This window comes from Priestia sp. TGN 0903, assembly GCF_050846855.1.
Taxonomy (GTDB): domain Bacteria; phylum Bacillota; class Bacilli; order Bacillales; family Bacillaceae_H; genus Priestia; species Priestia zanthoxyli.
This window is the reverse complement of the sequence record NZ_JBOZGL010000001.1, coordinates 949,993-974,491: the sequence shown is the minus strand read 5'-3', so window position 1 is coordinate 974,491 and position 24,499 is coordinate 949,993. Positions and strand designations below refer to the sequence as shown.

The window sequence follows — 24,499 nt, the reverse complement described above, 5'->3', positions numbered from 1 at the left end:
GGATGTCATTATTTTATCTAGAGCTTGATATCTTGTAAAATAATGATAAATGATTGTAGATATCATTATCATTAATACCTAAATGAATGAACGTAAGTAGAAAGGAGGATGTTTATGGAAGTAGAAGATATACGTATATTTATAGCTGTGGCAGAATACGGAAGTGTAAGTCTTGCTGCTGATAAGCTAGGTTACGTCCAACCAAATGTAACAGCACGTATTCGATCTCTTGAACGAAAAATTGGACACCCATTGTTTCATCGTCACAGACGCGGAATGACATTAAATGTAGAAGGTCGAAAACTTTTAACGTACGGAGAACAAATGATGAGGCTAATGGATGAAATACAGAAAGCATTTCAAGATGAGCGTAACCTTGTTGGATCATTATGTATTGGATTAGTTGAAACGGTAGTAGGCTTTCCTGAAATCATTTCTTCCTATCATAATAAGCACAAAAATGTGGATATTTCTCTAGTATCAGGAGTAAGTACACAATTAATAGAGAAAGTTCTTAAGTTCCAGCTAGACGGGGCATTTGTAGCAGAACCAGTAAATGTGTCAATGCTTGATCAAATTCCGGCTTTTGATGAAGAAATTGTACTTGTATGCAGTGCAAATGAAAAAGGGAAGAAGCAGATTCAGTCTGCCAGAGAGTTACTGCACCTACCATTCATTTTATTTAATGAAGGCTGCCAATATAGAGAAAGACTACAGCGATGGTTAAAAGACGAACAAATCGTATCGCCGAAAATTATGGAATTTGCTACACTTGAAACGATTATGGGGACAGTAGTTTCTGGTCTTGGTGTGACACTTATAGCCCGGTCATTAGCGGAGAGATATGAGAGGGAAGGGTTAGTACAGCTCTTTTCAATACCTGGGCCTTATAGAAACCTTAGGATTGTATATGTTCGTCGTTCCGACTCCTATCTAGGAGTAACTGAGCGTGAGTTTATAAAGACAATCAGCGAAGTAAGAGAAGGGAAAAAGCAGAAATAAACAGACGGTGTTTTCACAAAGAGCTTTTTTATGTAGCTTATGTTTAGTATGAATATACCAGGTATTAATTTGAGCAGTAAAAGTGAGCTTTAGCTGCAAATAAAAGGAGAAAAGCATGAGAAAAGCAACTATATCAAAATTAGACAAATTAGTGGGCTTAAATGTAAGATGCGTGGGGAGAGCCTCAAATTTGTTTTGGCTAGGATTTGGAGAAAAAATTTTAGTAACCAGAAGGGGGAAAACGGAAGAGGTAGCTGAATACGCTTTACATATTCAATGTTCATGGCGTATTGTCAAAGGTAATAAAATTGTAGTAGCCTCACGGGATTTCTATTCTCCAAGAACAGGATTGGATGATGAAAATGAGTACTTTGAATGGGATGTCCAGGGAAATAATCGATTCGATGAACGAATTAAATCTTTTATAGAAGGTATAAACGAACACACGATTGTTGAAAGAGTTGACTCGGATGAAGTAGGAGGGCTAAAGGTCTTTTTATCTCAAGGTTATTTACTGGAGGGATTTCCGGATACGTCAGAAGACGATGAGTATAGTGAGTTCTGGAGACTTTTCAACTGAAAGGAAGACAGCCCTCACTTTGTTGTCACAGGAAAAGGTATTGAAAACGAGTAATCGTATAATTAAAGTAAGAAAAAAGCACAAACCCGTTGGAACCAAACGTTTTTGTGCTTTTTTCTTACTTTATAGTTGAGTTACATATAATCATAAGCGGAATCATCAAAATAGAGCCAGTGATAATATTCAACCTGCGGATCTGTCATTTTTAAAACTTCTTCTTCATTGAATTTTTTATACTCAACTAATTTCTGTACTTTAGAATTTCTTTCCACTTGGCTCATTTTAAATCCTCCTTATAGTTTGAAAAGTAACAATGTATTTAAATTTAGAAAGCGTTTTCTTTTTTCTTATTTTTATTATATATCTCAATATGAGATTAAAACAATATCAATTATAGATGATTTTTTAAAAAACAATATAGAAATGGTATTATGGCGTCGAATTGGGACAACAAGGCTTCTGCAATCGAAATTAAATAATAGGTGATTGCCAACGGCCAGGTTAAAAATTTTTGTTCGTATCGTTGCTTAATTCCTAAAAAAACATTATGATAACTAGCTCTATAAACTAAAAATAAAGCTAGCTGGGTTAAGCTAGCTTTATTTTTTTATGTTGTTTTGCAGAGTGATAAATTTTCAACTGTCGTTCACTTTGGTATAAAAACTCTTTATCAATTTCATCATGTTACGCCCCGAGGTTTTTGACATTTGATGATGATCTTCATCATCACGTGTACTCAGGTACCAGCTTCCCTTGTCATCTTCATTTAATCTATATACCTTATTGGTTCTACTATCTGTATAAAAGTTTCCATCCTTCAGCCTCAAATAATCGCCCCTCTACCAAGTGTCTATCCTGTATTATGCCCAAGATATCAATTTTATGAAAAATTTTATATACACAAAAACAGCAGGTTTCTTAATACGCTTATTATTTTGTATGTAATTTACACAGGTGCAAAAAAGGATAAGGGCTATGAGTGAGAAAATATTTAGTAATGGAGAAATAGTAACTATAAGAGTATCGAATGAATCAGTAACAATCTTAAAAAATCATTATGTAAAAAACATGAAAAGATACTCTTATACAGTCGACAAATATCCAAGTACCTTTTTCTTTGAAGAAGAATTAAAAAAACACGAACTATAATTATTGATAAATAAGTTTTGATATAAAAATCTTTTTAAATAAAAACAGACTCTGAAAATAGAGTCTGCTTTTTAGTATGGTTTTTATGCTTTATTTACGTTTGTCGCTTGTGGTCCGCGTTGCCCCTGTTCGATATCAAAAGTCACTTCTTGACCTTCATCCAAGGATTTAAAGCCTTCACCTTGAATAGCTGAGAAGTGAACAAATACATCTTCTCCACCTTCACGCTCGATAAATCCAAAACCTTTGTCAGCATTAAACCATTTCACTTTACCGTGTTCCATTTTTTGTTGCCTCCTAAAATGTAGAAAATAAACCAGATTATCATTAAATCTAGCTTATTTATTATATTATCCCAATAGAGACATCTTAAACTTAAATTAATGTGATCTTTCTAACTTTCTTTATCAATACTCACTTCACTAAAAAGGTGATTGGGGTATGACGATCTACATCATAATGAGGTTCATATGCAAAAACCTCAAAATATTTATAAGTGATCTTCTAAACATCGAAATGATAGAAGTCAAAGATCAACCAATGCCCACATACTTATTATGGGCATTTTATTCATAAATATGAACTAAATTAGATGAGAGAGCACACGGGGACCCGTCTGCCCAAAAGAAAGGGAAGTTCACTCAAAATCTTTTTGAATAGTGGTGTAAAAATAGATTCTATTAGATAAGAATCTATGTACCTTTTCATATAAATCCAACCTTCGCATGAAGCATTCTTAAACTTGTTTACAAATAAAAAATGACGCCGTTGGAGGCGCCATTTTTTATAGAATAGAGAAGGACACACCCTATGCACGGGCGGTACTCTTAACACATCGTCTTGATTTGATAATACCCAGTGTTTAAGTTTAATAAACCTTTTTTTGGTATGACGATTTATGCAGAATATCTACATGTCCCTTTTTAGTGAACATAAGGTCTCCTAGAGGCATCAATCAAAAGAGTTCTTACAGGTGCAGTTTCTTATGAAGGAATTTCAAATAATCTCCAGCATTCTATTGGCGATTATTAAGATTATTTATTAAATTTCTCTGGAAACTGTTTCACAACTCCCGCAGATATAGTATCTGCCATTAAGACGATATGTGAGATTCCTTCATCAATTGCAACGATTCTTGCTTCCCAATCTTTTTCTAAGCTTGCAGATAAATCATTTGTCACCAATTTTAGATGCATATACAGTAATTTTTTTAAGTCTTCATTTTTTAAATAAGGGTTAGCCTGGCTAAGGAACGCTGCTATATCATCAGCATTTCGATACCATTCTTTGTTTAATTGATTCACCAAGGCTTTCTTTCCCGTTTTAGCTGCATCTACAATTTTGCCAGCAATCACAATATGTTCCTTAAGCAAAGCCGTAAGTTTGTTCCCAGCTTTTTCTCCGTATATCGGCTTCACGGCATTCCCGATATCTTCCTGATTTTTTAATAACCTTGCCAACACCTGTTTTTGGTCTTCTGATCCTGCTGTTGTTGCACTTGTAATATAATTACTTGTCCACAATACATGATCCATCCAAAGTCTTCTGAATTCATTTTCAAACGTTACCTGAGATTGACTAACACAATGTTCTGGTGCTTCAGCACGAGCACTACTTGGTTCAACCAGCATGTTTAGCGAAAATAACACAATAAATCCTACCCATAATAATCTTTTCATAAAAGCCGCTCCTTCCAATTTAGACGAGTATTCGGCTTATTATTTGTATATGGGATTTTTTACATTCCTTAAAATGTTACTTTCTCATAATAATTCTTTATAGAGTATTGTCACACTCCTAATCAGTTCACACGGATGAAAGGTTGACTCATCCAATTATTTATACATTATCTAAAAAATGTATTTAACATAAGAACCTAATGGTAACACTATAAACAATAGTTAGTGAGTATGATTTCATTCCATATATTTAGGGTTTCGGTTAGTTAAAACGAGAAAAGACGAGATAGGAATTAATGAGCTATTTCTTTCACATAAGCTTGTCAGAATACTATCTAAAGAGAGGTCGAACAATATGAAAGTGACGGATACACTTGTTCAATGTTTAGAAAATGAGGGAGTTGAATATATTTTCGGAATACCTGGTAAAGAGACGTTGGATTTTATTGATTCTTTATCCAACTCTAAACAGATTCAATTCGTGAATGTGCGGCATGAACAAGGAGCTGCTTTCATGGCAGATGTATACGGAAGGTTAACAAACAAAGTAGGGGTATGTTTATCAACATTAGGACCAGGAGCTACTAATTTATTGACAGGTATATCTAGTGCAAAACTAGACCACTCTCCTGTTGTAGCATTAACGGGACAGGCTGTTTTGGGGAGACAACATAAAGAGTCACATCAATATATGGACATTATTAAAATGGTAGAACCAGCAACGAAGTGGCGTGTTCAGATAAAAGATGCACAAACGCTTCCTGAGATTATTCGAAAAGCATTTAAAATTGCACAAATGGAAAAGCCAGGGCCCATAGTAGTAGAATTGCCAGAAGACTTAGCAACTCAAATCGTTCCCATCAAACCTATTTCACCTACATCTATACCCGTAAGTATACCTATCATGGAGTCAATTCAGGCTGCCAATACTCTTATTAGGCAGTATGAGAGACCTTTTGTTATTATCGGTAACGGCGTTGTTAGACAGGAAGCCGTGGATGAGCTTCAACTATTTATTGAACGTCTTCAATCACCGGTTACCCATAGTTATATGGCTAAAGGTGTGTTATCTAAAGATCATCCACAAAATTTCTTTACGTTTGGATTTAATGAGAAAGATGAAGTGCTCGCAGGCTTAAAGGAAGCTGATCTGCTTATTGTAATTGGGTTTGATTTTGTCGAAAAGTTACCCAAAGAATGGAACACGGAAAAAATACCAATTTTACATATAGATACCTTACCAGCAGAAATAGATGAATATTATCCTGTAGAAGCTGAATTGGTTGGAGATATAAAGCAGACTTTACGGGTATTCAATCAGCTCGATATTCCTTCTAAACCGTGGATTCCTTCTGGTAATCTCCAGAAACAAATTAAGCAATCCTATCATATTGAAGAGAAAAAGATAGACAGCAATTTACTGCCTTTAACAATCGAGAATATCTTGCATAGTATCGATAAGCTCTCTTCAGAGGAAACAATTGTGATTTCAGATGTGGGAGCTCATAAAGTATCTATAGCTCGAACTTATCAACCCAAAAACCCTAACAAGTTCATTATATCAAATGGTCTAGCTTCCATGGGTATTGCTTTACCAGGCTCAATTGGAGCTAAACTAGCCTGCCCTAATGATTCAGTTATTTGTATTACTGGAGATGGAGGAGCTTTAATGAATTTTGCAGAAATAGAGACGGCAAAGCGCTTAGGGCTTTCATTCATTATTATTGTCTTAAACGACTCTACATTAAAAATAGAGCAGGAAATGATGAACAAAAAGTTTGGTAAGAGCTATGGAGTAACTTTTACAAACCCAAATTTTATCCAATTGGCAGCTAGCTTTGGAATTAAAGGAGAACGGGCAAATAGTTTAGTCGAATTTGAAAATATAATAAAAAGAGCCTTAAAAAATTCAGATGAGATTGTCCTAATTGACGTTCTTCTAAAAGGCTAATTGCGATTTCTCCATTATTTTAACGAGTTATCTCTGTTAAGAGATTAATCTGTAGATTCACTAGGAAATAAATGTTTTTAATTTTTTAAAATAAGCTAGGCTCAGTTCAACCCAAATCCAACTATAAAGAAAAGTAAATACAAAAATTAAACCAGTAGTAGAAAGAGAAAAATTATTGGGAATCGCAGGACCTAGTACTGGGAATTTGAAACCGTACAATAAAGTAATAATCCCAACAGTTAATAGAGTGGCGCCACTTATAACAATGTACAATCTCTTGTTAAAAATGTAAAAAGCAGCGCCTATGCCCATTCCCAATATTCCGGTTGTAAAAGGAAAAATAATAAGTTCACTTGGCTGGATAATCAGAAGAAGCAGATTTGTTAGTGTATAGGTAAGAAACCCTAGAGGAAGCGAAAGTATAAAACAAAAAAGAATGGGTGCGGTAGATAATGGACTAATGAAAATTCCTATAAAAAGTAATAAATATTAATTTGAAATATATACTAAATGAAGAAAAGGCACAGGAAAGTATAGAATCCTTAATGCGCGATGAACATTGTTTAATTAAAAGGAGGAGTTTTATATGAGTGATAATCAATCAAATGATTTAGAACAGGTATCAGAGGAATTAGCTGATCTTGAGAAAGAGTTTGCAACAAAGCCTTCTGATCCTTATCCCCATAAGTATTATACTGGAGACACTTCTATAGTTTCTAATGCTGTGCCAGGAAACGATAAAGAATAAAAATTTCCCCTTATCTATTAATAGATAAGGAGAAATTTAGAGCATATAAGCTTAAGCACTGTATTTTTCCAGAACCAAAATACATCTCATAAAAAGACAGTTATATTTCATTTATTATTTTAAATTAAAAGTAATCGCTTTCATTTTTTGCTTTCCCGAAATCATTTGATAGGTTATAATAAATATCTACAAAAAATATTAAATGATATGTAAGTAACAAGCAATTACACCCTTAATATTTAACTAAACAGAAAAACTCCCTTAAGGCATTAGGGGAGTTTTTCTGTTTTTATGTATACTATATAAGGGTAATTTCACCATAATAATAGGGCAAACTCATTTTTCAATTCTAACTAATGTTTTTTCTGGCATGTCAATGTCGTCGATGTCAAAGTAATGGATGTTCAACGTTAATTTCCTCTCTGGTTCTTCAGCTTCTTCTCCTACCCAACAACTATACAATTCAAAAAAGTCTCCTGACTTAAGATAGCGGTCCATCAATTTGCATAGTGCAATTAGTTTCTCTTTTGATTCTTTGCGCCTGCTCTTATTCATATATTCCGTAATCTCAATTCCCCAGTCACTTGCAACTTCATAAACATAAAGGGTAGTAAATTGGTGTTTCTTTATGTTCAATCGATTTCTTTCATCTGAAAAGCAATTCCCAATAGTAACTAAATCATCTAATTCCTTATTAATAGGTAATTCTACGTTCGAACCTATATAAGTAGCTAAACTCATTTGTATTCACTCCGTTCCTCATCTAAATAACCCGTTAAGTTTTGTGGAACTAACCTAGGTTGTTAACATCCTAAGAAATACATCCTGTTATCAAAAAGGTGTTTCACTAAACTTTATTACAAATACTCGAGTTTTATTCAAGGTTTACTATTATTCTACTTAACATATGAATAGGCTGCGAAATGTTTATATACCTGTAAATGGGGGATTTACCATATAAGAACATTGATACCTAATTGGAAGGAGAATGAAAAATGAACAATAATACTGAAACCGTTGAGAATAAAGTAGAGGATAAACTAAATGAAATGAGTCAAGAGAAGAAAGACAACATCCTTTCCAGTTTTAACGAATTTAAAAGTTACTTAGGAGATAAAGTCACAAAAGGTGAGAAACTAGGGTTAAATGATAATCAACTAGCTCTAGCAGCTAAAAAAATAGCTGACTATCTCGCAACCCATGAGGAGCCACAAAATGAAGAGCAATACTTGTTACATGAGTTATGGAAAGTTGGAAACGAGGAAGAACAACATCATCTTGCTCATATGCTTGTTAAATTAGTCAAAGAATAATCTAAATCGATTATAGATTGCGTTTTGCCACTATTTATTAGAGGTTCAAGTGAATTCAATCCACATAGCAAAGAGCCACTTGCGTAAAATAAGTGGCTCTTTTTTCTCTTTCATGCTGCACCTCTGTTTATTTTTTAATATGTCCCTCCGATGCATCAATTAAAAGATAAAGCTATATTTCCCCAACAATAATTTGACTACATGCTATAACTCACTTCATTGAAAACATCAGTACGAATCCAACGGGTACGTATTTTTCGGTGACATTCAAAATACGTACCAAGCAATAGAAAGAAGAGGTTTTGAACGTTTATAATTCGGTTAAACATGAAGTAACAAATTATTTTTTATTTATTCTGCATATTTAAATTATTCGTTCGTAATGGTACAATAAAATGATGGAAAGAAGATATGATGCTTCTTTCTTAATAAAGGATGAAGAAATATGGATATTAAGGCTCAGCAAACAAAATTGGCGAATAACTTGGGCAAATTGTTACGAGATAACTTTGGAAAAGGCCCCGAGGCTGTTCATGTTACGATTTATGAACCTTATGTTGTTATTTATGTCAGTGGCTTTGTATCGCCGATGGAACAAGTACTGTTAAACCAGAATGAAGAACTTCAGGTTATGACTACAAGAGAGCTTTTGGTAAAGACTCTTGAACCTCAAATCACTGGTCAAATTAAAGGGATTACAGACCTTGACATCCAGCACTTATATTATGATTGGAATTTAGATCATCACTCCGGAATTTTTGTGGGAGTTTGTCTGGACGATTTGAAAGCCGATTTGACTGAGGGTGACCCTTACCCAGGAAAACAAGCAATTCATGATCGGATTATAAAGATGAGTGAAATTGCACAAAAAGGGCCTGAGAAAATCTCTTCGTATAAATTAAGTGATCGTACATTGGTCATCGTAAGAGAAGGAATACTGGTGGCTATTGAAAAGCAGCTAATTTCGTTGGGTTTTGATGACACCTTACGCATCTCTAAACGCCCTTTGGAAAAAGGAATCTTACGACAAAACGATGACTATGATGAGATATTAAATGCAGACATTCTTGATATTTTTGTGGATTGGGATTTTGAAAAGGATAATAGCATTATTACTCTTATCTTAAAACCAAAAAATTAATGAGGCAGTAATGAATTGGACACATTGTGCCAAACATAAGCCGAGGAAGAAAAGCTCATACCTTTTCTTTTTCGGCTTATTTTTGTTGTTTCAAAAGAGTAAGTCCTTTTGTAACGGAATAATCCCCTAAAATAGCATCTGAAAATAGGATGTGCCAACAGAAAGGATTTGGTCGGTATGGCTGATAATCATGAGATTGTATTGTTTATAAAAGAGCTTCGTCGATTGTTGCAGGATTACCAAAAGTATGACAATGAATTTTACAAAGAAGAAATTAGCAAGGATATAATACTTTTAAGTACCATTATCTACGGAAGTAAAATTGGAATTTCAAATAAAAGAAGAATCTTTAAACATAGAAAATACAAAGGTAAACAGAAACCAATCTATTAAAAATGTACTAGTATGACTAGTTTACATTTTATAGAAAGTGAATTCTTATTACCTAAAATGATCTTATGATGAAGAAGGAGTTTTCATAAAACATCACGAATAGTATACCTTATGAAACTAGAAACTAGGTGCACCATCTATGGATAAAACGAAACTGGAAAAAGAATTAAGTAGTTATATGGGAAGGTTACTTCGTGAAAATTTTGGAAGAGGTCCTGGAGGTGTATTCACCGTCATTTCTCCTCCTTTTATAACCGTTTATTTTAAAGCCTTTTTATTACCTTTAGAAAAGGCTTTGCTAGACAAGGGACAAGTTATCTATGTTCAAAAAACACGTGATTTGTTGATGGAGACTTTAATTGAAGAGATAAAAGGATATATCCAATTAAATATACATTTAGATATTGAAGAATTTTATTATGATTGGAATTTAGAGCTGCAGTCTGGCATGTTTATCATGATCCATTCTGATAAAAATAACATAGTCAACCATTCCTATAAAAATCAGAAATTGCTGCATAAAGAAGTTGAGGAAGTGACTCAAAAAGCAGAAAAACTTCCTCAAGATGTTTCTTCTTATTTATTAGATCAGAGAACACTCCTTATAATCAGGGAAGGTATTATGGTAAATGTAGAGAAAGAATTAGTTCAATTAGGGTTTGAAGAAAACCTTACATTGGCTAAAAGAAATCTCGAAAAAAGGCTACTTCATGAGCATAGCCAATCATTAGAAGTAATTTTAGATTCAAAGGTAACAGATATACTAGTCGCATGGGATTTTCATAAAGATAAAAGTACAATTCTTCTGATTTTAAACCCAACTTCATAACGGCACTGATAAGCTAGGCACTGAACTAGATGTAGGCCAAAAAGAAAGGTTATCTAACCTTTCTTTTTGGCCTATTGTTTTTCCCCTCCTATTAAAATAAAGAAAGTGGTGATAATGATGCTATTTCAATCGGATGAAGGAAAGGAACCTTTAACTGTTGAGATACACACGGAAGTGGATATAGTAGAAGCGCGTCAGAAAGGACGGATGTTCTCTAACTGCTTAGGCTTCAGCACACTTGATCAAGCCCGAATTATTACGACTATTTCAGAATTGTCCAGAAATATATATAAATATGCCACGACGGGAAAAATTATAATGGAAATAATAGAGAATCAACTTGAAATAGGACTCAAAATAATAGCTATAGATAAAGGACCAGGCATTAAAAATATTCAACAAGCGCTAGAAAGTGGCTATACAACGTCAGGGGGATTAGGCGTTGGTTTATCAGGGGTAAAAAAATTAATGGACGAATTCACCATATCATCTCAAGAAGATCATGGCGTTAACATCGAGGTTATAAAATGGAAAAAAAGAAATAAATAAAAGAAACACAAGGTAAAAGGTTAAGAAAGAACTGACTTCCTCTTTACAAAAAACTCCTTTATTAAATAGGAGATAGCTTCTAAAAATATCATCCCCTGATGATCCTGCTCTAGGATACGGTTAAGATATTTCACATGCTTGAGTTGGTGCCTTCAGCATGTGCTTCTCCTCTATTAACTCTTAGCCGTAGGACAAAAATTTTTCTCTGCAGTAATCACAAGAGGCTTAGAAACATGAGAAAAAGGTGTGGGGAATTATGAACAATTCCATTTAATCTTTAAATGGAAGGAGCAAGCTCTCATGATAGAGAGCTTGCTCTTTTTATTTCTTAATATAATCCTATCTGACAAAAAAACAGCCTGTTTCAAGTACACCAAAAACATACATTTATGATACATAGATTTTGAGATCATTTCTGGAACATTTCTACCCGTATTAGGGGCGCCATAGAGGGGGAGTGTGTAAAGAAGTTACCCCTTACTTAACTCAGTTATATAAACAAACAATCCTCATATACATTTATTGAATGGCTTCTTTAAACTTATCACGAAATAAAACATAATTCGATAAAGAGTAAATAGGAGGAGAAAACATGTTTGTTTATATAGTTCAACCTGGTGATACGTTGTCTTCAATAAGCAGCAGATATGATTATCCCATTGCACAGCTTAGAAGTGTAAATGGGTTAGAAGAAACGAATATTGTTCCAGGTCAGGCCTTACTTATAGCTTCTTATGTATACACAGTTCAACCTGGTGATACAATGAGCAGCATTGCTAAAAAAGCTTATGTATCCTTAGAAGAATTAAAAAGGGTTAATTCTTCAGTTCATTATAATTATTTGCAGGTGGGAATGAAAATAAAAATCCCTAATATATCCAACTACATTGCAGGTACACTGCAATACTATGCTGTTCGAAATCCAGAATTAGATCGCAATTTAATTACTGATTTTGCAACTTATTCCTCGTCCATTTCTATTTTTGAATATCATTTTGGCAGCAATGGAGATATTATAAATAATTTAAACGATTTAGTAGCGATTGAAACGACTTGGAAAAACCGAGTTACACCGTTAGTTACGATTACTAATCTAACTTCTGAAGGATTTAGTTCTGATCTTGCCCATCAAGTTTTAAATAATCCTCAGGCAAGAAACAATCTTGTTAATAATATTTTTTATTTAGTATCTAGAAAAGGATACGGAGGGGTGAATATTGATTTTGAACGTGTAAAGGCCGAGGATAGAGATCTTTTTACAGGATTTTTACGTCAGTTGGGTGAACGTTTAAAACCTGCAGGGTACGTGTTGACCATAGCGGTTCCAGCCAAGACAAGCGAAGATATTCCTTGGTTAAAAGGGTATGATTACGGGGGAATAGGTGCAGTTGTTAACTATATGTTCATTATGGCATATGATTGGCATCATGCAGGCAGCGAACCAGGACCTGTTGCACCTATTACTGAAGTACAAAGAACAATAGAATTCGCGATAAAAAGTATTCCTCGAAGAAAACTTATCATTGGAGTCCCGTTGTATGGATATAACTGGTCAATTCCTTACAGGCCTGGGACAGTAGCATCTGCTATATCAAATCAAAATGCGATTAAAACAGCGATGAGATATCAGTCGCCCATCCAATATTCAAAGGAGTACAAATCCCCATTTTTTCGATATAAAGATCAAGCGGGGCAGATGCATGAAGTATGGTTTGAAGATGTAAGAAGCATGAGTGAAAAAATGGTGTTAGTTCGTCAATTCGGCTTGCAAGCAATAGGAGCTTGGCAATTAACACTTGGATTTACGCCAGGGCCTTGGCTTTTAAAGAAATTTTTCACTATTAGAACGGTATAAATAGCAGTAGTCATTATGGATCAATCCAGAAAATTTCATGTATAGTAAATTATAAGAGGGTGGGGGGTTCTTCTATGGCAAAAAGGATAGATGTCTCAATAAAGCAGCATCAATTAAAACTATATGATGGAGCTAAATTAGTAAAGACATATCCTATTGCTGTAGGGAAAATGATTACTCCAACTCCAACTGGAAAATTTAAAATCATTAATAAAGATACTACTCCTCCAGCTGTATTTGGCCCCTTATGGATGGGACTGTCAAAGCCTACATATGGAATACACGGGACCAATGATCCAGCTTCTATTGGCAGAGATATGTCACATGGATGTGTCAGAATGGATAATGAAGATATTCTAGAACTTTCCTCTGCAGTTCCTATTGGAACGCCGGTTTATATACATAAATAATAGTTTAAGAAGAGCACGACTGTTTACATTTAGTTAATTGTCGAGATCGAGGGTATCAAAGTTTAAGGATATGCTATACAATCATGGGCTTTTTGTACGAAAACAAAAAAGTACCCCGGTTAACAGAGGTACTTTTAGTATTTTAACTTATTTTGATGCTGGAGACGTAGTAACTTCTGGAGACGTTACTTTGTCATAAAAATCTACGAATTTGTCACGATCCTCGCTATCACGGTAAGCCATAGCAACACGTGGATGTTCATTCAGCACACCAGAAATCATGTAAGGAATGATATAGCCCCATTCCCACTTTTGACGCATTTCAAGCATATGCTTTTCAATTACGCCAAGAATCGGCTTCATCTCATAGCTTGGTTTTGGTATGTAGCTAACAAGCAGCTCTGTGTTACAGTTACCAGCTGCACGGCCCATACCATAAACAGATGAATCAAGGAATGTAACGCCATTACGCATCGCAGTTAATGTATTAGCAAAAGCTAGCTGCATGTTGTTATGCGTATGGATCCCAAGCTGCTTGCTAGGAATCATGGCTTGGAACTTTTTCACTTGATGCTCGATATCGGCAGGGTCTAGGCTTCCAAAGGAGTCAACAATATACACAACATCTACGGGGCTTTTCTTTACCATTTCAAATGCTTCAATAAGCTGATTTTCCGGTACGCTAGATAGTGCCATAATGTTAAGTGAAGTCTCATAGCCTAAATCGTGGAACATTTTTATAAGCTCTAAGCCTTTATCTACTTCGCGAATATAGCATGCCACTCGAATCATATCTAACATACTTTGTTCACGCGGCAAGATGTCATTTGGATCTACACGCCCAATATCTACTAAGGCAGATAGCTTCGTGAACTTTTTCTCAGGAATAATTTCTTTGAGAAAGTTATCGTCAAGAAATCTCCATGGGTTGGGCTCAGTTGCTTGAAGAAGCTTAGGTGAATTTTTATAACCGATCTCCATGTATTCAACGCCGGCTGCGCTTAGGCCGTTATATAAGTCTTGCACAAATTCAACGCTAAAATCCCAATTATTAATTAAACCTCCGTCACGAATGGTACAGTCTATAATTTTGCTATTATGTTCCATGGTAGTTGTTTCCTCCTATGTATTCTATTTATATAAATACTGTTTTAAACTTTATCGCTTTTATGCTTTTAAGTGCTAAACTCTCCTATTGTGTTTATACCATGACTGATTCAGAGGCGTCAATGTATTTTCTAAATGTTTCTCTGCTTTACTGTATTTCATGGTAGGAGATGCTTCGGATTTTTATCCGCTTGATGCTCTTAAAACAACACCAAGTTCAGCACTACAACCCCTAGTATATACAAACACACCCTTTATTACATCACTACTTAATGCAATAAAGGGTGTTTTTTAATTGAAACCGTTTATTAAGGAGAGGTACTGTCATCAGTATCTAATATAGGTTTAGATTTCTCTATAATTAATCCATAAATTTGGAAAGATATTTAAAACCTGAGAAATAAAAGACTTTTTTCACATTAACAATTGTATACGAAGTATTAGCTGTTACTTAATCATTTTAATTTACTGGTCTTTACATCGTCCAAAACGTAAGAAATGATAAGAGTATAGAGGTAATAAACATCGCAATCAACGGCTTTAATGCTTTTGTTCGAAGAGCCTTCATACTTACATTTAACCCTAAGCCGACCATAGCCATTGTTAAAAGAAAGGTAGTTAGAGTTGAAATATCATTCATGATCGATTTAGATATTATAAGGTGCTTACCAACAACATAACTCCCAAACATACTCATGATGATAAAGCCTATTAAAAACCATGGGAATTCAATCTTCGTATCCTTTTCAATTTTTCCTGTTCGCTTCATCCAGTACATTAAGATAAAGCTTAATGGCACAAGTAAAAGAACTCTGCCTAACTTAGCCAACAGGCCAATAGCTAGGGCGTCGCGTCCAGCCGGTGCTGCAGCTAGAGCTACATGGGCAATTTCATGGAGACCAACGCCTGACCAAATTCCATATTGAATATTCGTTAAATGTATATAAGGTCTTAAAATGGTATATCCAATGGCAAATAGAGTTCCCACTAAAGCGATAACACCAGCTCCAATAGCTGTATCTTCTTCTTTTGCTTTCACAATCGGAGAAACAGCTGCAATAGCTGCCGCACCGCATATTCCTGTTCCTATTCCTAAAAGAAGAGATAAACCACGATCAGCCTTCATCCATTTGGCTAGAAGAATTGTTAAAACAATCGCAAATACAGCCGTTCCCACATCGCGAAGTAGCAGTCCTAGCCCTTGATGAATAACAACATCAAGATTAAGCTTTAGTCCATATAAAACAATCGCATAACGTAACAGCTTTTTAGAAGAAAATTCAATTCCAGATCTTATTTTTTCAGGGTATCCCCAAATTTGACGATAAATGACTGCCATTATAATTGAACAGGCTAGTGGACCGATATGATTAAATCCCGGGACTTTCGCTAATCCATAAGCAAGTAAAGCAAAAAGAAAAGTAAAAGCAATTCCTCCGGCCCATAAAGAAACATTAGATGACGTCCGGGCATTTGTTCGTGAGAATAGAGTCCGCTTTTGAGCTTTATTTATATTTATCATACATTTCATCTCCAATATGAATTCTTATCAAGCGCGGCTTCACACAAGAAGTGTATGATTTAACTATAAAAGACATTTTATTATTAGTAAAATATAGATAAATCATTATTAAGATTAAAAATATTAATAAACAAAACAAAAAAAGAGCAAGTTGATCTTCAGAGTTACTGAAAATCAATTTGCTCCTTTTGTATGTTTTTATCCTTTAATTCTTTAAAAAATCATTCATACAAAAATATATGTGCTTATGAGAGAGATACAGCCTTACTAGTTGCTAAGCCTTTTTTACGTCTATACCATAGCAGGATCAAACTGCCTAGCACGCAAAGGAAAGAAACGAGCTGAGCTATTCTGATATGAGAAGTTAGCATTAAGCTATCTGTACGCAATCCCTCTATAAAAAATCGTCCTATCGAATACCATAGTAGGTAAGTAAGAAAGACTTCGCCTCTTTTTAACAAAGATTTTCTTAGTACGATCAAGACAAGAACACCTATTATGTTCCAAAGGGATTCATAAAGGAATGTAGGATGATAATAAGTTCCATTGATATACATTTGATTAATAATAAAATCAGGTAAATGTAAAGTTTCTAAAAACTGACGTGTAACAGGTCCGCCATGTGCTTCTTGATTCATAAAGTTTCCCCACCGGCCAATAGCTTGGCCTAATAATAAGCTAGGAGCTAAAACATCAGCCATTTTCCAAAAAGAAAGATTCTTTTTTCTGCAAAACCATATAGCTGTTAATACAGATCCAATAATTCCACCGTGAATAGCTATGCCTCCATGCCAAATTGCTATAATTTCGCCTGGGTGGTCTTTATAGTAACTCCATTCAAAAAGTACGTAGTAAATTCGAGCAGTAACGATAGCAATGGGTAGTGCTAGCAGAAGTAAATCAGAGATGGTTTCTGAAGAGATACCTCGTTTCTTTCCTTCTTTCGAGGCTAACAAAAAGCCTAAAAAAGCTCCTATCCCTATAATAATTCCATACCAATGGACCTCAAGTGGACCAAGCTGGAAGGCGATAGGGTTTAAAGGTTGTGTGTGTTGGTTCATGTTTTTTCTCCTTTACTTCGTATCGGTTTTCTTACATTTTTTTAGAGTGATATTAAATTAGAGTGCCTTTTTAGTATATCTAATTAGATATAGAAAGGACAACTTTTGCTTACGAAAGGCCACTATTTCTTTGCCTGCTTTAGTGTAACAGAATAGTCAAAATTAAAATAAACAGTACATTGACTTAATTACCAAAATATACTATTATTTTAGACAATATATTGTCTAAAATGGAGGGTTAATATGGATATTTATAAAGATCTTTTTTTAATGCAGCAAACTTACGCTACCTTATTTTCTCTGGCAAATAAAGTCCAGGTGAAAGGAGATCAGTCTCTTGAGCTCTTAACATCAAGACAGCATATGGCGATGGTGGCAATTGCTCATTTACCTGAAGATGAAACAACGTTAAATAATATTGCTAGAAAATTAGGAACCACAAAACAAAGCGTCAAGCAGTTAATTACCATTATGGAAAAGAAGGGGTATGTTGACGTGGTTCCTAGCAGTAAAGATAAACGTGCAGTTAACGTAAAAATCACCAAAGAGGGAAAAGAAGCGCTGCTTGTTGTTTCAGAAAAAGGAATTTTCTTTTTGGAAGACCTTTTTAAAAAGTTTTCAACCGAAGAGTTGGAAATAATGTGGAAGCTTTTAAAGAAACTTTATAGCTTTGACGGGGAAGGACATGATGGATTTGAAGAAGAAGGCAACATCAAAATGGATGAAGATCACAATGAATTACAGTTGAGAGTGATAAGGGAGCTTGAAAGTCGAAGAGTTCAAGCAATTGATAATATAAAAAAGAACTTATAAAAATAAATTTGATAGGCTACTTTACTTTGAAGCATATCAATCCTTTTAATGATTTTCGAAATAAAGGATAAGGGAGAGCACTCATTATGTTTGAAATCAGTGATGAAACAGTACGATTAATTAACAAGACCTGTAGAGGAAAAAAGAATTTGAAATTAACCGTTGGCTATTTAACGGACAACCAATATGTTATCAAAATTTATAATGAAAGCGGTGAAATTGACTCATCCAAAAAATATCATTATGAAATTGGTTCTATTACTAAGACTTTCACTATATCGCTGCTATCAAAATACATATCTGAAAACAAGTTGACACTAAACGATTCTATACGAAAGTACATAAAAGAACTTAAGGAAGACACGTATTATCCTACATTGCTCCGCCTCGCTACTCACTCTTCTGGATATTCGGGAAGCTTACCTTTAAATAAACGGGAATATTTTAAAATAATTTTTAATTTGATTTTTGGCGGAAGTGATTTGAATAAAAATAATCCGTTACATATGGATTTTAACAAAATGAAGATGCTGATCGAAAAAAGTAAATTAAAAGAAGTAGATTATTCATGGAAGTATTCCAATTTCGGTATATCCCTTATTGGATACGTGTTGGGAATGATATCGGGCAAGGGGTATTGGGATACTATGAATGACTTTCTTCTTAATGAGCTTGGACTAAAGGATACTTGTTTAGGCGCTTCAAACGATAATCTACATGGCTATGACCGCAAAAATAATGATTGTGGCAACTGGCAGTGGGACAAGGGGAATTTTATATCACCTGCGGGCGCAGTATCCTCAACCGCTGATGATTTACTTAAATACGCAAAAATAAATATGGATGAAGATAAACCATATCTGTCTTTTTGTCATGAAAAATACGCCAATGGAACAAAGAAGTTTGATATGGGTCTTGGATGGTTGCTTTTAAAGAAAAACAATAATGTGATATTGCACGGCGGTGGAACAGGATGCTTCAGCTCATTTTTAGGGATTGATAAAGAAAAGAAAGTTGCTTCCGTCGTTTTAGCTAATTATAGACTAAGTAGAAATAAGGATGAACATATAGGAATGTCTTTATTAGAAAGCCTCCAACATTCAAAAGATATATAAGGATGGAAGACAATTTGAAAGGCTGTCGCCGAATATGACCGACCTTCAAGAAGCATAGAATATGCTTCTTTTTTTTGAGGAAACCGTGCTATTATCATTAAGGTTTGTAAGGAACAGAAGATTTTTGTCTTTCCGTACATTTTTTTGGTATAGTGTTAGAAATAAGGAGTGGGTAAGTTGGTTTTCACTGAATTTTTCCAGCAGTTTCCCGTAAAGGTTTTAACGGTAGGGCTGCTGATTGTACTTATCGTTTATTTTATTCGCAAATTCATTAAGCTTTTCTTTGATAAAACGAGCTTTTTAGATGAAAAAAGAGAAGAGACGCTCATGCACTTTTCTAATCAGGTCACAAGAGTATTGGGGCTGGCTTTTTTCTTTATTTATGTGCTTAGCCATTTCTTTGACTTCGGAAAGATTCTCACTAGTTCGGTAGTGTTAGCCAGTGCCCTGGCAATAATCCTCCAGCATATCATCCGTGATTATATAATGGGACTGACTTACTTGTTTGAACGCCAGATCCACCACGGAGATTATGTTATTCTCAACGGAAACCGTCAAGGGAAAATAGAAGAAATTACGATGCGCTACTTAAAGATTCGTCAATATGACGGCTACCTCTATACCGTCTCATATAGCAATATCACGGAACTTCAGAACGGAACCCGAGGAAGACGCCGGGTAAATGAAAGTCTTATTCTCAACTATAGGCAAAACCCGGACGATGCCTTCAAAGTAATGGAGCAAGTAGCACAAATATGTAACAACAAATATGGTCAATATTTGTTGAAAGATGTGGATGGAATTCCTATAGAGAGCTTTCAATTCAATCAAATTACTGAACTGAACGTAGGTTTTAAAGGTCACCAATATTCATTATCAGGCCTTGTGAAGGAAGCTGATTTTGTAGAAGCGAGCCAAAAGGTGCGATATGAACTCGCAATGGCTGCCTACAAAAATGACCTTATGATGGCTGAAAGCTTCGAGACAAGCCATTAAAAATAAAACTCGTACCTTGTTTATATACAAGCTTTTATATTTAAGATACAAACACCCTTTTGATTTTTCAAAAGGGTGTTTTTTATTTTTGAAAATATCTATTAAGTACTTCTCCAGTACAGATTAATTATCTGAAAAAGAACAAATTAATTAGTACATCTAAACTATTCTTCTAGTGACATGGTAAAATTAAACATGGAACGTAAAAAGGTAAAGGGGGATTAACTATGGCGCAAAAATCTAATTATACAAAAATCAACTCCGAAATGTGGGATGAATGGGCTTCAGCTGGAGGAGAATGGTCATTAGCTATTAATCATCAAGATTTTGCAGATGCAACTCAAGGTAATTTTGATATCTACTTGACACCTTGTAAGCCTGTTCCGCATAACTGGTTTATTCCATTTAAAAAAGCAAAAATATTGGGACTTGCTAGCGGAGGAGGACAGCAGTGCCCAGTCTTTGCAGCGCAACATGCGGAAGTTACGGTCTTTGACTACTCTGATAAGCAATTAGAATTAGAAAAAATGGTGTCCACTAGAGAAGGCTATTCTATTGACTTAGTTAAAGGGGATATGAGTAAGACATTTCCATTTGAAGATGAGACGTTCGATATGATTTTTAACCCTGTATCAAACTGCTATATTCAAGATGTTGAACACGTTTGGCAAGAATGTTTTAGAGTTCTAAAAAAAGGTGGCGTTCTGCTATCTGGCTTTGCAAATCCTGCTCTTTATTTATTTGGAGAAGATGAGAATGCATTACAAGTGGTTAATAAATTACCTTATGATGGAACTAAAAACACCGTAGAAAATGATGAAGAACTTATAAAAAATGGCGGTGTACAGTTTAGCCATTCATTAGAAACTCAAATTGGCGGACAGCTAAAAGCTGGATTCACCTTACAAGATCTTTATGAAGATCATCACCACAAGGGAGAAATCACTGAATATATGCCTTGTTATATTGCGACTAAATCTATTAAATAATAGTTGACTATCATATTGAATGAGCTACCTCAACTTTTTCCAATTAGGCGATACCGTAGATTATGATGGTATTACGTATGGAGTCTGGATATTTGAAGAAGGAACATTTATTAATGAAGGTGACGGAGGTTATGATAACTGGGCCTTTAGAGGCTGGTTTGAACGCACAGGAGATGACGAAAAAACAGTCAATTTTCATAGACCTTAATTAAAAATAGAGATGAAGATAATACAAGATTCCCATCAGGGAAGATCGTATAGAGCCTTTACCGTCATGGTAAAGGCTCTTCTCAATATTTGAAAGCCTGAGACCGGATGTTTATAAGCATGCAGAATAGAAATTTGTATATCATCTACAGCTTAGCTTAAAAAGAGAAAAACTCCTGTTGCGTCTGAACAGGAGTTTTTCTCTTTGCATTAACAGAAGCCTGATCTCATTCTTTCTTCTCTTTTAGTGAGCAGGAAACTTATACTAATTCAACCTTAGTTTTTACTTTTGGTTTGTAAATATTCTTTTTGAAACATACACATTCTTATAGCGTTATGATAGCTTCCATCGACAAAAAATTCATCTTTTAACTCACCTTCAATAGAAAAACCGACCTTCTTATAGATATGAATTGCTTTTTCGTTTTCCTTGTCTACAATTAAGTAAAGTTTATGCATATTCAATACCGAAAAGGCATAATTCATTGCTAGATTTGTGGCAACCATGGCGTAACCATGACCTTGATATGTAGGGTCAATGATAATTTGAAACTCTGCTCTACGATGAATATAATCAATTTCGACCAATTCCACTAATCCAAGCATATCCCCGTCCTTTTCTAGTATGAACCGACGCTCACCTTGATCGTGAATATGTTTATCATATAAGTCCTGTAGCTCTACAAAAGCTTCATAAGGCTCTTCAAACCAATAAGACATAATATTTGCATCATTATTGAGTTCATGGACAAATTTTAAATCTTCTCTTTCCAAAGGACGTAACTTAAGTTCCTTATTCATTTCTCAAACCTCCATATTCTAGCACTACTTTAGCACTTTCCGTTTTAAATGTAAAAGTTGCTGTAGTTTAAAAAAATAACAAGACATAGTGCGATGTTTTACATACTTATTAAAAGAGCCATAGTATAATTTAAACATCTTGTAAGTGAAACTCATTAACTTTAAGGAGTATCTTATGAAAAAAGCAATTGGTATTTTTCTTATTTTACTGTGTTGTATAAACCAAAGGGTTGAGGCAGCTAATCAGCCTTCAGTAGAACCTATACATCATGAGATCTACGTTTCTCCTACAGGGGACGACAAAAACTTAGGTACTAAAAGCAAACCTTTTAGAACATTAAGGAAGGCAAGTGAAGCAGCTCAACCCGGAACTACGGTTTACATCAGAGGTGGTATTTATTACGAATAATTAATTATTAGCCGTTCAGGTACTAAACAAGAGCCTATTATTTTCATGAACTATAAAAGTGAAAAGCCCCCTTATTAGTGGAGAAAAAATAAAGCAGTCTACACAAATAGACTGCTTCTTGATTAATTATTTACCTGTTTCGGCAAAACGCTGAATACGCTCACCAATTTCATCACGGACACGTTGAAAGAACGCCCATTTCTCTTCATCTGTTCCTTCTGCTTTTGCAGGATCATCAAATCCCCAGTGTTCACGCTTCACATGAGGAGGTGTTACGGGGCAATGATCAGCTGCATGGCCACATAATGTAACCACTAAATCCGCATTATTTAAAATTTCAGGATCAATAATATCAGATGTTTGGTTTGAAATATCAACACCAGCTTCTTTCATTGCTTTTACAGCGTTAGGATTTAATCCATGAGCTTCTAATCCTGCACTGCGTACATCCCATTCATTGTTATTTAGATATTTTTTTGCCCATCCTTCAGCCATTTGGCTACGGCAAGAGTTACCTGTACATAAGAAATAAAGTGTTTTTTTAGACATGTGTAAAATCTCCTTTATGATGTGTTAAGAAATAATTGATAACCAAATATATAAACCAACAAGTGTAATAAACAATGTTGGGATGGTTAAGATAATACCTGTTTTAAAATAAGTTCCCCAAGAAATCTTAACTCCTTTTGTCGAGAGAACATGAAGCCATAAGAGCGTCGCTAGAGAGCCAATAGGTGTAATCTTTGGTCCTAGATCCGAACCAATGACATTTGCATAAATCAGAGCTTCTTTAATCGTACCTGTTGCAGAAGTTGCATCAATGGCCAAAGCATCAATCATCACGGTTGGCATGTTGTTCATAATCGATGAGAGAATGGCTGCAATAAATCCCATACCAATGGTTGCTGCAAATAATCCTTGATCAGCGGTTGTTTGAATAAGGCTTGCTAGTACTTCAGTTAGCCCCACATTGCGTAATCCATACACAACAACATACATACCAATGGAAAAGAAAACAATTGCCCATGGAGCTCCTGCTAACACTTTTTTTGTGTGAACAGCTGGGCTTTTTCTTGCTATTCCTAAGAATAAAATGGCAATAATACCTGCGATAATAGAAACTGGAACATTGAAGAACTCACCAATGAAGTAACCAAGAACTAAAATAAATAAAACGATTCCTGATAAACGGAACATTTTCATGTCTTTAATGGCCTCAACCGGTTTCTGTAAATCATCTAGATTGTATTTCTTCGGGATGCTTTTACGAAAATACAAATACAAGACAGTAATACTTGCCAAAAGTGAAAATAAATCTGGCACAATCATGCGTGAGGCAAATTCAGAAAAACGAATACCAAAGAAATCAGCTGATACAATGTTGACCAAGTTACTTACTACAAGAGGTAACGATGTTGTATCCGCAATGAATCCACTGGCGATAATAAAAGGAAAGACCATTTTATCTTCAAATTTGAGTGCCCGCACCATAGCAAGTACGATAGGTGTTAAAATTAAGGCTGCCCCATCATTAGCGAATAATGCGGCTACTACAGCTCCTAGGAGGGATACATATACAAACATGCGAACGCCATTACCTCCTGCAGCTCGTGCCATATGTAACGCTGCCCACTCAAAAAATCCAATTTCATCTAAAATTAAAGAAATAATAATAACTGCAATAAACGTTAACGTTGCGTTCCATACAATTTGAGTTACATCCAGCACGTCATGGAAATCAACCACACCTGCTAAAAGAGCTATTACTGCGCCTCCACACGCTGACCAACCAATAGACAAGTTCTTTGGCTGCCAAATGACAAAAATCAATGTCACTAAGAAGATGAGGGAGGCTACTATAACTGATACCACTTTACAAA

At 34.9% G+C, this 24,499-nt stretch carries 26 protein-coding genes and 1 pseudogene; 17 read left to right on the top strand and 10 right to left on the bottom strand.

The window, feature by feature from the left end; genetic code table 11:
* Window positions 1–114: 114 nt before the first annotated feature.
* Both ACRPLY_RS05010 and ACRPLY_RS05005 read left to right on the top strand, forming a co-directional pair.
* Window positions 115–1,002: a LysR family transcriptional regulator gene (locus ACRPLY_RS05010; protein WP_155017180.1), complete on the top strand. Its 888-nt coding sequence runs from the start codon at window positions 115–117 to the stop codon at window positions 1,000–1,002.
* A gap of 115 nt (window positions 1,003–1,117) precedes the next feature.
* A complete protein-coding gene (locus ACRPLY_RS05005) occupies window positions 1,118–1,582 on the top strand; it encodes a hypothetical protein (protein WP_432231632.1) in 465 nt (154 codons plus the stop codon).
* A gap of 134 nt (window positions 1,583–1,716) precedes the next feature.
* Here the strand turns inward: ACRPLY_RS05005 and ACRPLY_RS05000 are convergent, their stop codons facing one another.
* From ACRPLY_RS05000 to ACRPLY_RS04990, 3 genes are all read right to left on the bottom strand, one after another.
* A complete protein-coding gene (locus ACRPLY_RS05000) occupies window positions 1,717–1,863 on the bottom strand; it encodes a BH0509 family protein (RefSeq protein ID WP_014460666.1) in 147 nt (48 codons plus the stop codon).
* A gap of 951 nt (window positions 1,864–2,814) precedes the next feature.
* Window positions 2,815–3,015, bottom strand: a complete 201-nt coding sequence (locus ACRPLY_RS04995; protein WP_013056409.1) for a cold-shock protein — start codon at window positions 3,013–3,015, stop codon at window positions 2,815–2,817.
* A gap of 750 nt (window positions 3,016–3,765) precedes the next feature.
* Window positions 3,766–4,410: a glycosyltransferase gene (locus tag ACRPLY_RS04990; RefSeq protein WP_432231631.1), complete on the bottom strand. Its 645-nt coding sequence runs from the start codon at window positions 4,408–4,410 to the stop codon at window positions 3,766–3,768.
* 355 nt (window positions 4,411–4,765) lie between these two features.
* Here ACRPLY_RS04990 and ACRPLY_RS04985 point away from each other — a divergent pair, with 355 nt between their 5' ends.
* The gene (locus tag ACRPLY_RS04985; RefSeq protein WP_432231630.1) at window positions 4,766–6,361 is read left to right on the top strand and encodes an acetolactate synthase large subunit; all 1,596 of its coding nucleotides are present in this window, start codon (window positions 4,766–4,768) and stop codon (window positions 6,359–6,361) included.
* 586 nt (window positions 6,362–6,947) lie between these two features.
* Window positions 6,948–7,109 (top strand): hypothetical protein, encoded by a 162-nt coding sequence (locus ACRPLY_RS04980; protein ID WP_165635770.1) that lies wholly within the window; start codon window positions 6,948–6,950, stop codon window positions 7,107–7,109.
* A gap of 336 nt (window positions 7,110–7,445) precedes the next feature.
* Here ACRPLY_RS04980 and ACRPLY_RS04975 read toward each other — a convergent pair whose 3' ends face one another.
* Window positions 7,446–7,850, bottom strand: a complete 405-nt coding sequence (locus ACRPLY_RS04975; RefSeq protein ID WP_028413830.1) for a hypothetical protein — start codon at window positions 7,848–7,850, stop codon at window positions 7,446–7,448.
* Window positions 7,851–8,104: 254 nt separating this feature from the next.
* Here ACRPLY_RS04975 and ACRPLY_RS04970 point away from each other — a divergent pair, with 254 nt between their 5' ends.
* The 7 genes from ACRPLY_RS04970 to ACRPLY_RS04940 all read left to right on the top strand — a co-directional run bounded on the left by ACRPLY_RS04970 (window position 8,105) and on the right by ACRPLY_RS04940 (window position 13,599).
* Complete coding sequence (locus tag ACRPLY_RS04970) at window positions 8,105–8,422, top strand: DUF3243 domain-containing protein (protein ID WP_014460657.1); 318 nt, start codon at window positions 8,105–8,107, stop codon at window positions 8,420–8,422.
* Window positions 8,423–8,867: 445 nt separating this feature from the next.
* The gene (locus ACRPLY_RS04965) at window positions 8,868–9,563 is read left to right on the top strand and encodes a Na-translocating system protein MpsC family protein (protein WP_014460656.1); all 696 of its coding nucleotides are present in this window, start codon (window positions 8,868–8,870) and stop codon (window positions 9,561–9,563) included.
* A gap of 177 nt (window positions 9,564–9,740) precedes the next feature.
* Entirely contained in the window at window positions 9,741–9,956 is a 216-nt protein-coding gene (locus ACRPLY_RS04960; protein ID WP_033578616.1) for a hypothetical protein, read from the top strand.
* A gap of 139 nt (window positions 9,957–10,095) precedes the next feature.
* On the top strand, window positions 10,096–10,785 hold the full coding sequence (locus ACRPLY_RS04955; RefSeq protein WP_033578617.1) for a Na-translocating system protein MpsC family protein: 690 nt from the start codon (window positions 10,096–10,098) through the stop codon (window positions 10,783–10,785).
* Window positions 10,786–10,902: 117 nt separating this feature from the next.
* Window positions 10,903–11,334, top strand: coding sequence for an ATP-binding protein (locus tag ACRPLY_RS04950; RefSeq protein ID WP_033578618.1), 432 nt, complete (start codon window positions 10,903–10,905; stop codon window positions 11,332–11,334).
* A gap of 592 nt (window positions 11,335–11,926) precedes the next feature.
* The gene (locus ACRPLY_RS04945) at window positions 11,927–13,189 is read left to right on the top strand and encodes a glycosyl hydrolase family 18 protein (RefSeq protein WP_028413826.1); all 1,263 of its coding nucleotides are present in this window, start codon (window positions 11,927–11,929) and stop codon (window positions 13,187–13,189) included.
* A 74-nt stretch (window positions 13,190–13,263) separates the two neighbouring features.
* Window positions 13,264–13,599 carry a L,D-transpeptidase gene (locus ACRPLY_RS04940; protein WP_013056432.1) on the top strand — a complete coding sequence of 112 codons (336 nt, stop codon included), beginning with the start codon at window positions 13,264–13,266 and terminating at the stop codon, window positions 13,597–13,599.
* Between the two features lie 147 nt (window positions 13,600–13,746).
* Here ACRPLY_RS04940 and ACRPLY_RS04935 read toward each other — a convergent pair whose 3' ends face one another.
* The 3 genes from ACRPLY_RS04935 to lgt form a co-directional block, all read right to left on the bottom strand.
* A complete protein-coding gene (locus tag ACRPLY_RS04935) occupies window positions 13,747–14,706 on the bottom strand; it encodes an aldolase catalytic domain-containing protein (RefSeq protein ID WP_034264917.1) in 960 nt (319 codons plus the stop codon).
* Window positions 14,707–15,181: 475 nt separating this feature from the next.
* A complete protein-coding gene (locus ACRPLY_RS04930; RefSeq protein WP_432231629.1) occupies window positions 15,182–16,228 on the bottom strand; it encodes a YeiH family protein in 1,047 nt (348 codons plus the stop codon).
* A 245-nt stretch (window positions 16,229–16,473) separates the two neighbouring features.
* Window positions 16,474–17,289, bottom strand: a complete 816-nt coding sequence (gene lgt / locus ACRPLY_RS04925) for a prolipoprotein diacylglyceryl transferase (protein ID WP_432231628.1) — start codon at window positions 17,287–17,289, stop codon at window positions 16,474–16,476.
* Window positions 17,290–17,532: 243 nt separating this feature from the next.
* On the opposite strand from lgt, the gene ACRPLY_RS04920 reads away from it, so the two are divergent.
* The 5 genes and pseudogenes from ACRPLY_RS04920 to ACRPLY_RS04900 form a co-directional block, all read left to right on the top strand.
* Entirely contained in the window at window positions 17,533–18,102 is a 570-nt protein-coding gene (locus tag ACRPLY_RS04920; protein WP_165635775.1) for a MarR family winged helix-turn-helix transcriptional regulator, read from the top strand.
* Window positions 18,103–18,188: 86 nt separating this feature from the next.
* Complete coding sequence (locus ACRPLY_RS04915) at window positions 18,189–19,217, top strand: serine hydrolase domain-containing protein (RefSeq protein ID WP_367077324.1); 1,029 nt, start codon at window positions 18,189–18,191, stop codon at window positions 19,215–19,217.
* Between the two features lie 177 nt (window positions 19,218–19,394).
* Entirely contained in the window at window positions 19,395–20,213 is an 819-nt protein-coding gene (locus ACRPLY_RS04910; protein WP_099330840.1) for a mechanosensitive ion channel family protein, read from the top strand.
* 227 nt (window positions 20,214–20,440) lie between these two features.
* On the top strand, window positions 20,441–21,202 hold the full coding sequence (locus ACRPLY_RS04905; protein ID WP_154972796.1) for a class I SAM-dependent methyltransferase: 762 nt from the start codon (window positions 20,441–20,443) through the stop codon (window positions 21,200–21,202).
* Window positions 21,203–21,227: 25 nt separating this feature from the next.
* A pseudogene (locus tag ACRPLY_RS04900) lies at window positions 21,228–21,410 on the top strand (stress protein); the annotation flags it as partial.
* Window positions 21,411–21,685: 275 nt separating this feature from the next.
* Here the strand turns inward: ACRPLY_RS04900 and speG are convergent.
* Window positions 21,686–22,210, bottom strand: a complete 525-nt coding sequence (speG, locus tag ACRPLY_RS04895) for a spermidine N1-acetyltransferase (RefSeq protein ID WP_028413819.1) — start codon at window positions 22,208–22,210, stop codon at window positions 21,686–21,688.
* 175 nt (window positions 22,211–22,385) lie between these two features.
* On the opposite strand from speG, the gene ACRPLY_RS04890 reads away from it, so the two are divergent.
* On the top strand, window positions 22,386–22,619 hold the full coding sequence (locus tag ACRPLY_RS04890) for a DUF1565 domain-containing protein (RefSeq protein ID WP_432231627.1): 234 nt from the start codon (window positions 22,386–22,388) through the stop codon (window positions 22,617–22,619).
* Window positions 22,620–22,745: 126 nt separating this feature from the next.
* Here the strand turns inward: ACRPLY_RS04890 and arsC are convergent, their stop codons facing one another.
* The gene (gene arsC, locus ACRPLY_RS04885) at window positions 22,746–23,168 is read right to left on the bottom strand and encodes an arsenate reductase (thioredoxin) (protein ID WP_049163975.1); all 423 of its coding nucleotides are present in this window, start codon (window positions 23,166–23,168) and stop codon (window positions 22,746–22,748) included.
* 24 nt (window positions 23,169–23,192) lie between these two features.
* Window positions 23,193–24,491 (bottom strand): arsenic transporter, encoded by a 1,299-nt coding sequence (locus ACRPLY_RS04880; RefSeq protein WP_165635777.1) that lies wholly within the window; start codon window positions 24,489–24,491, stop codon window positions 23,193–23,195.
* Window positions 24,492–24,499: the final 8 nt, after the last annotated feature.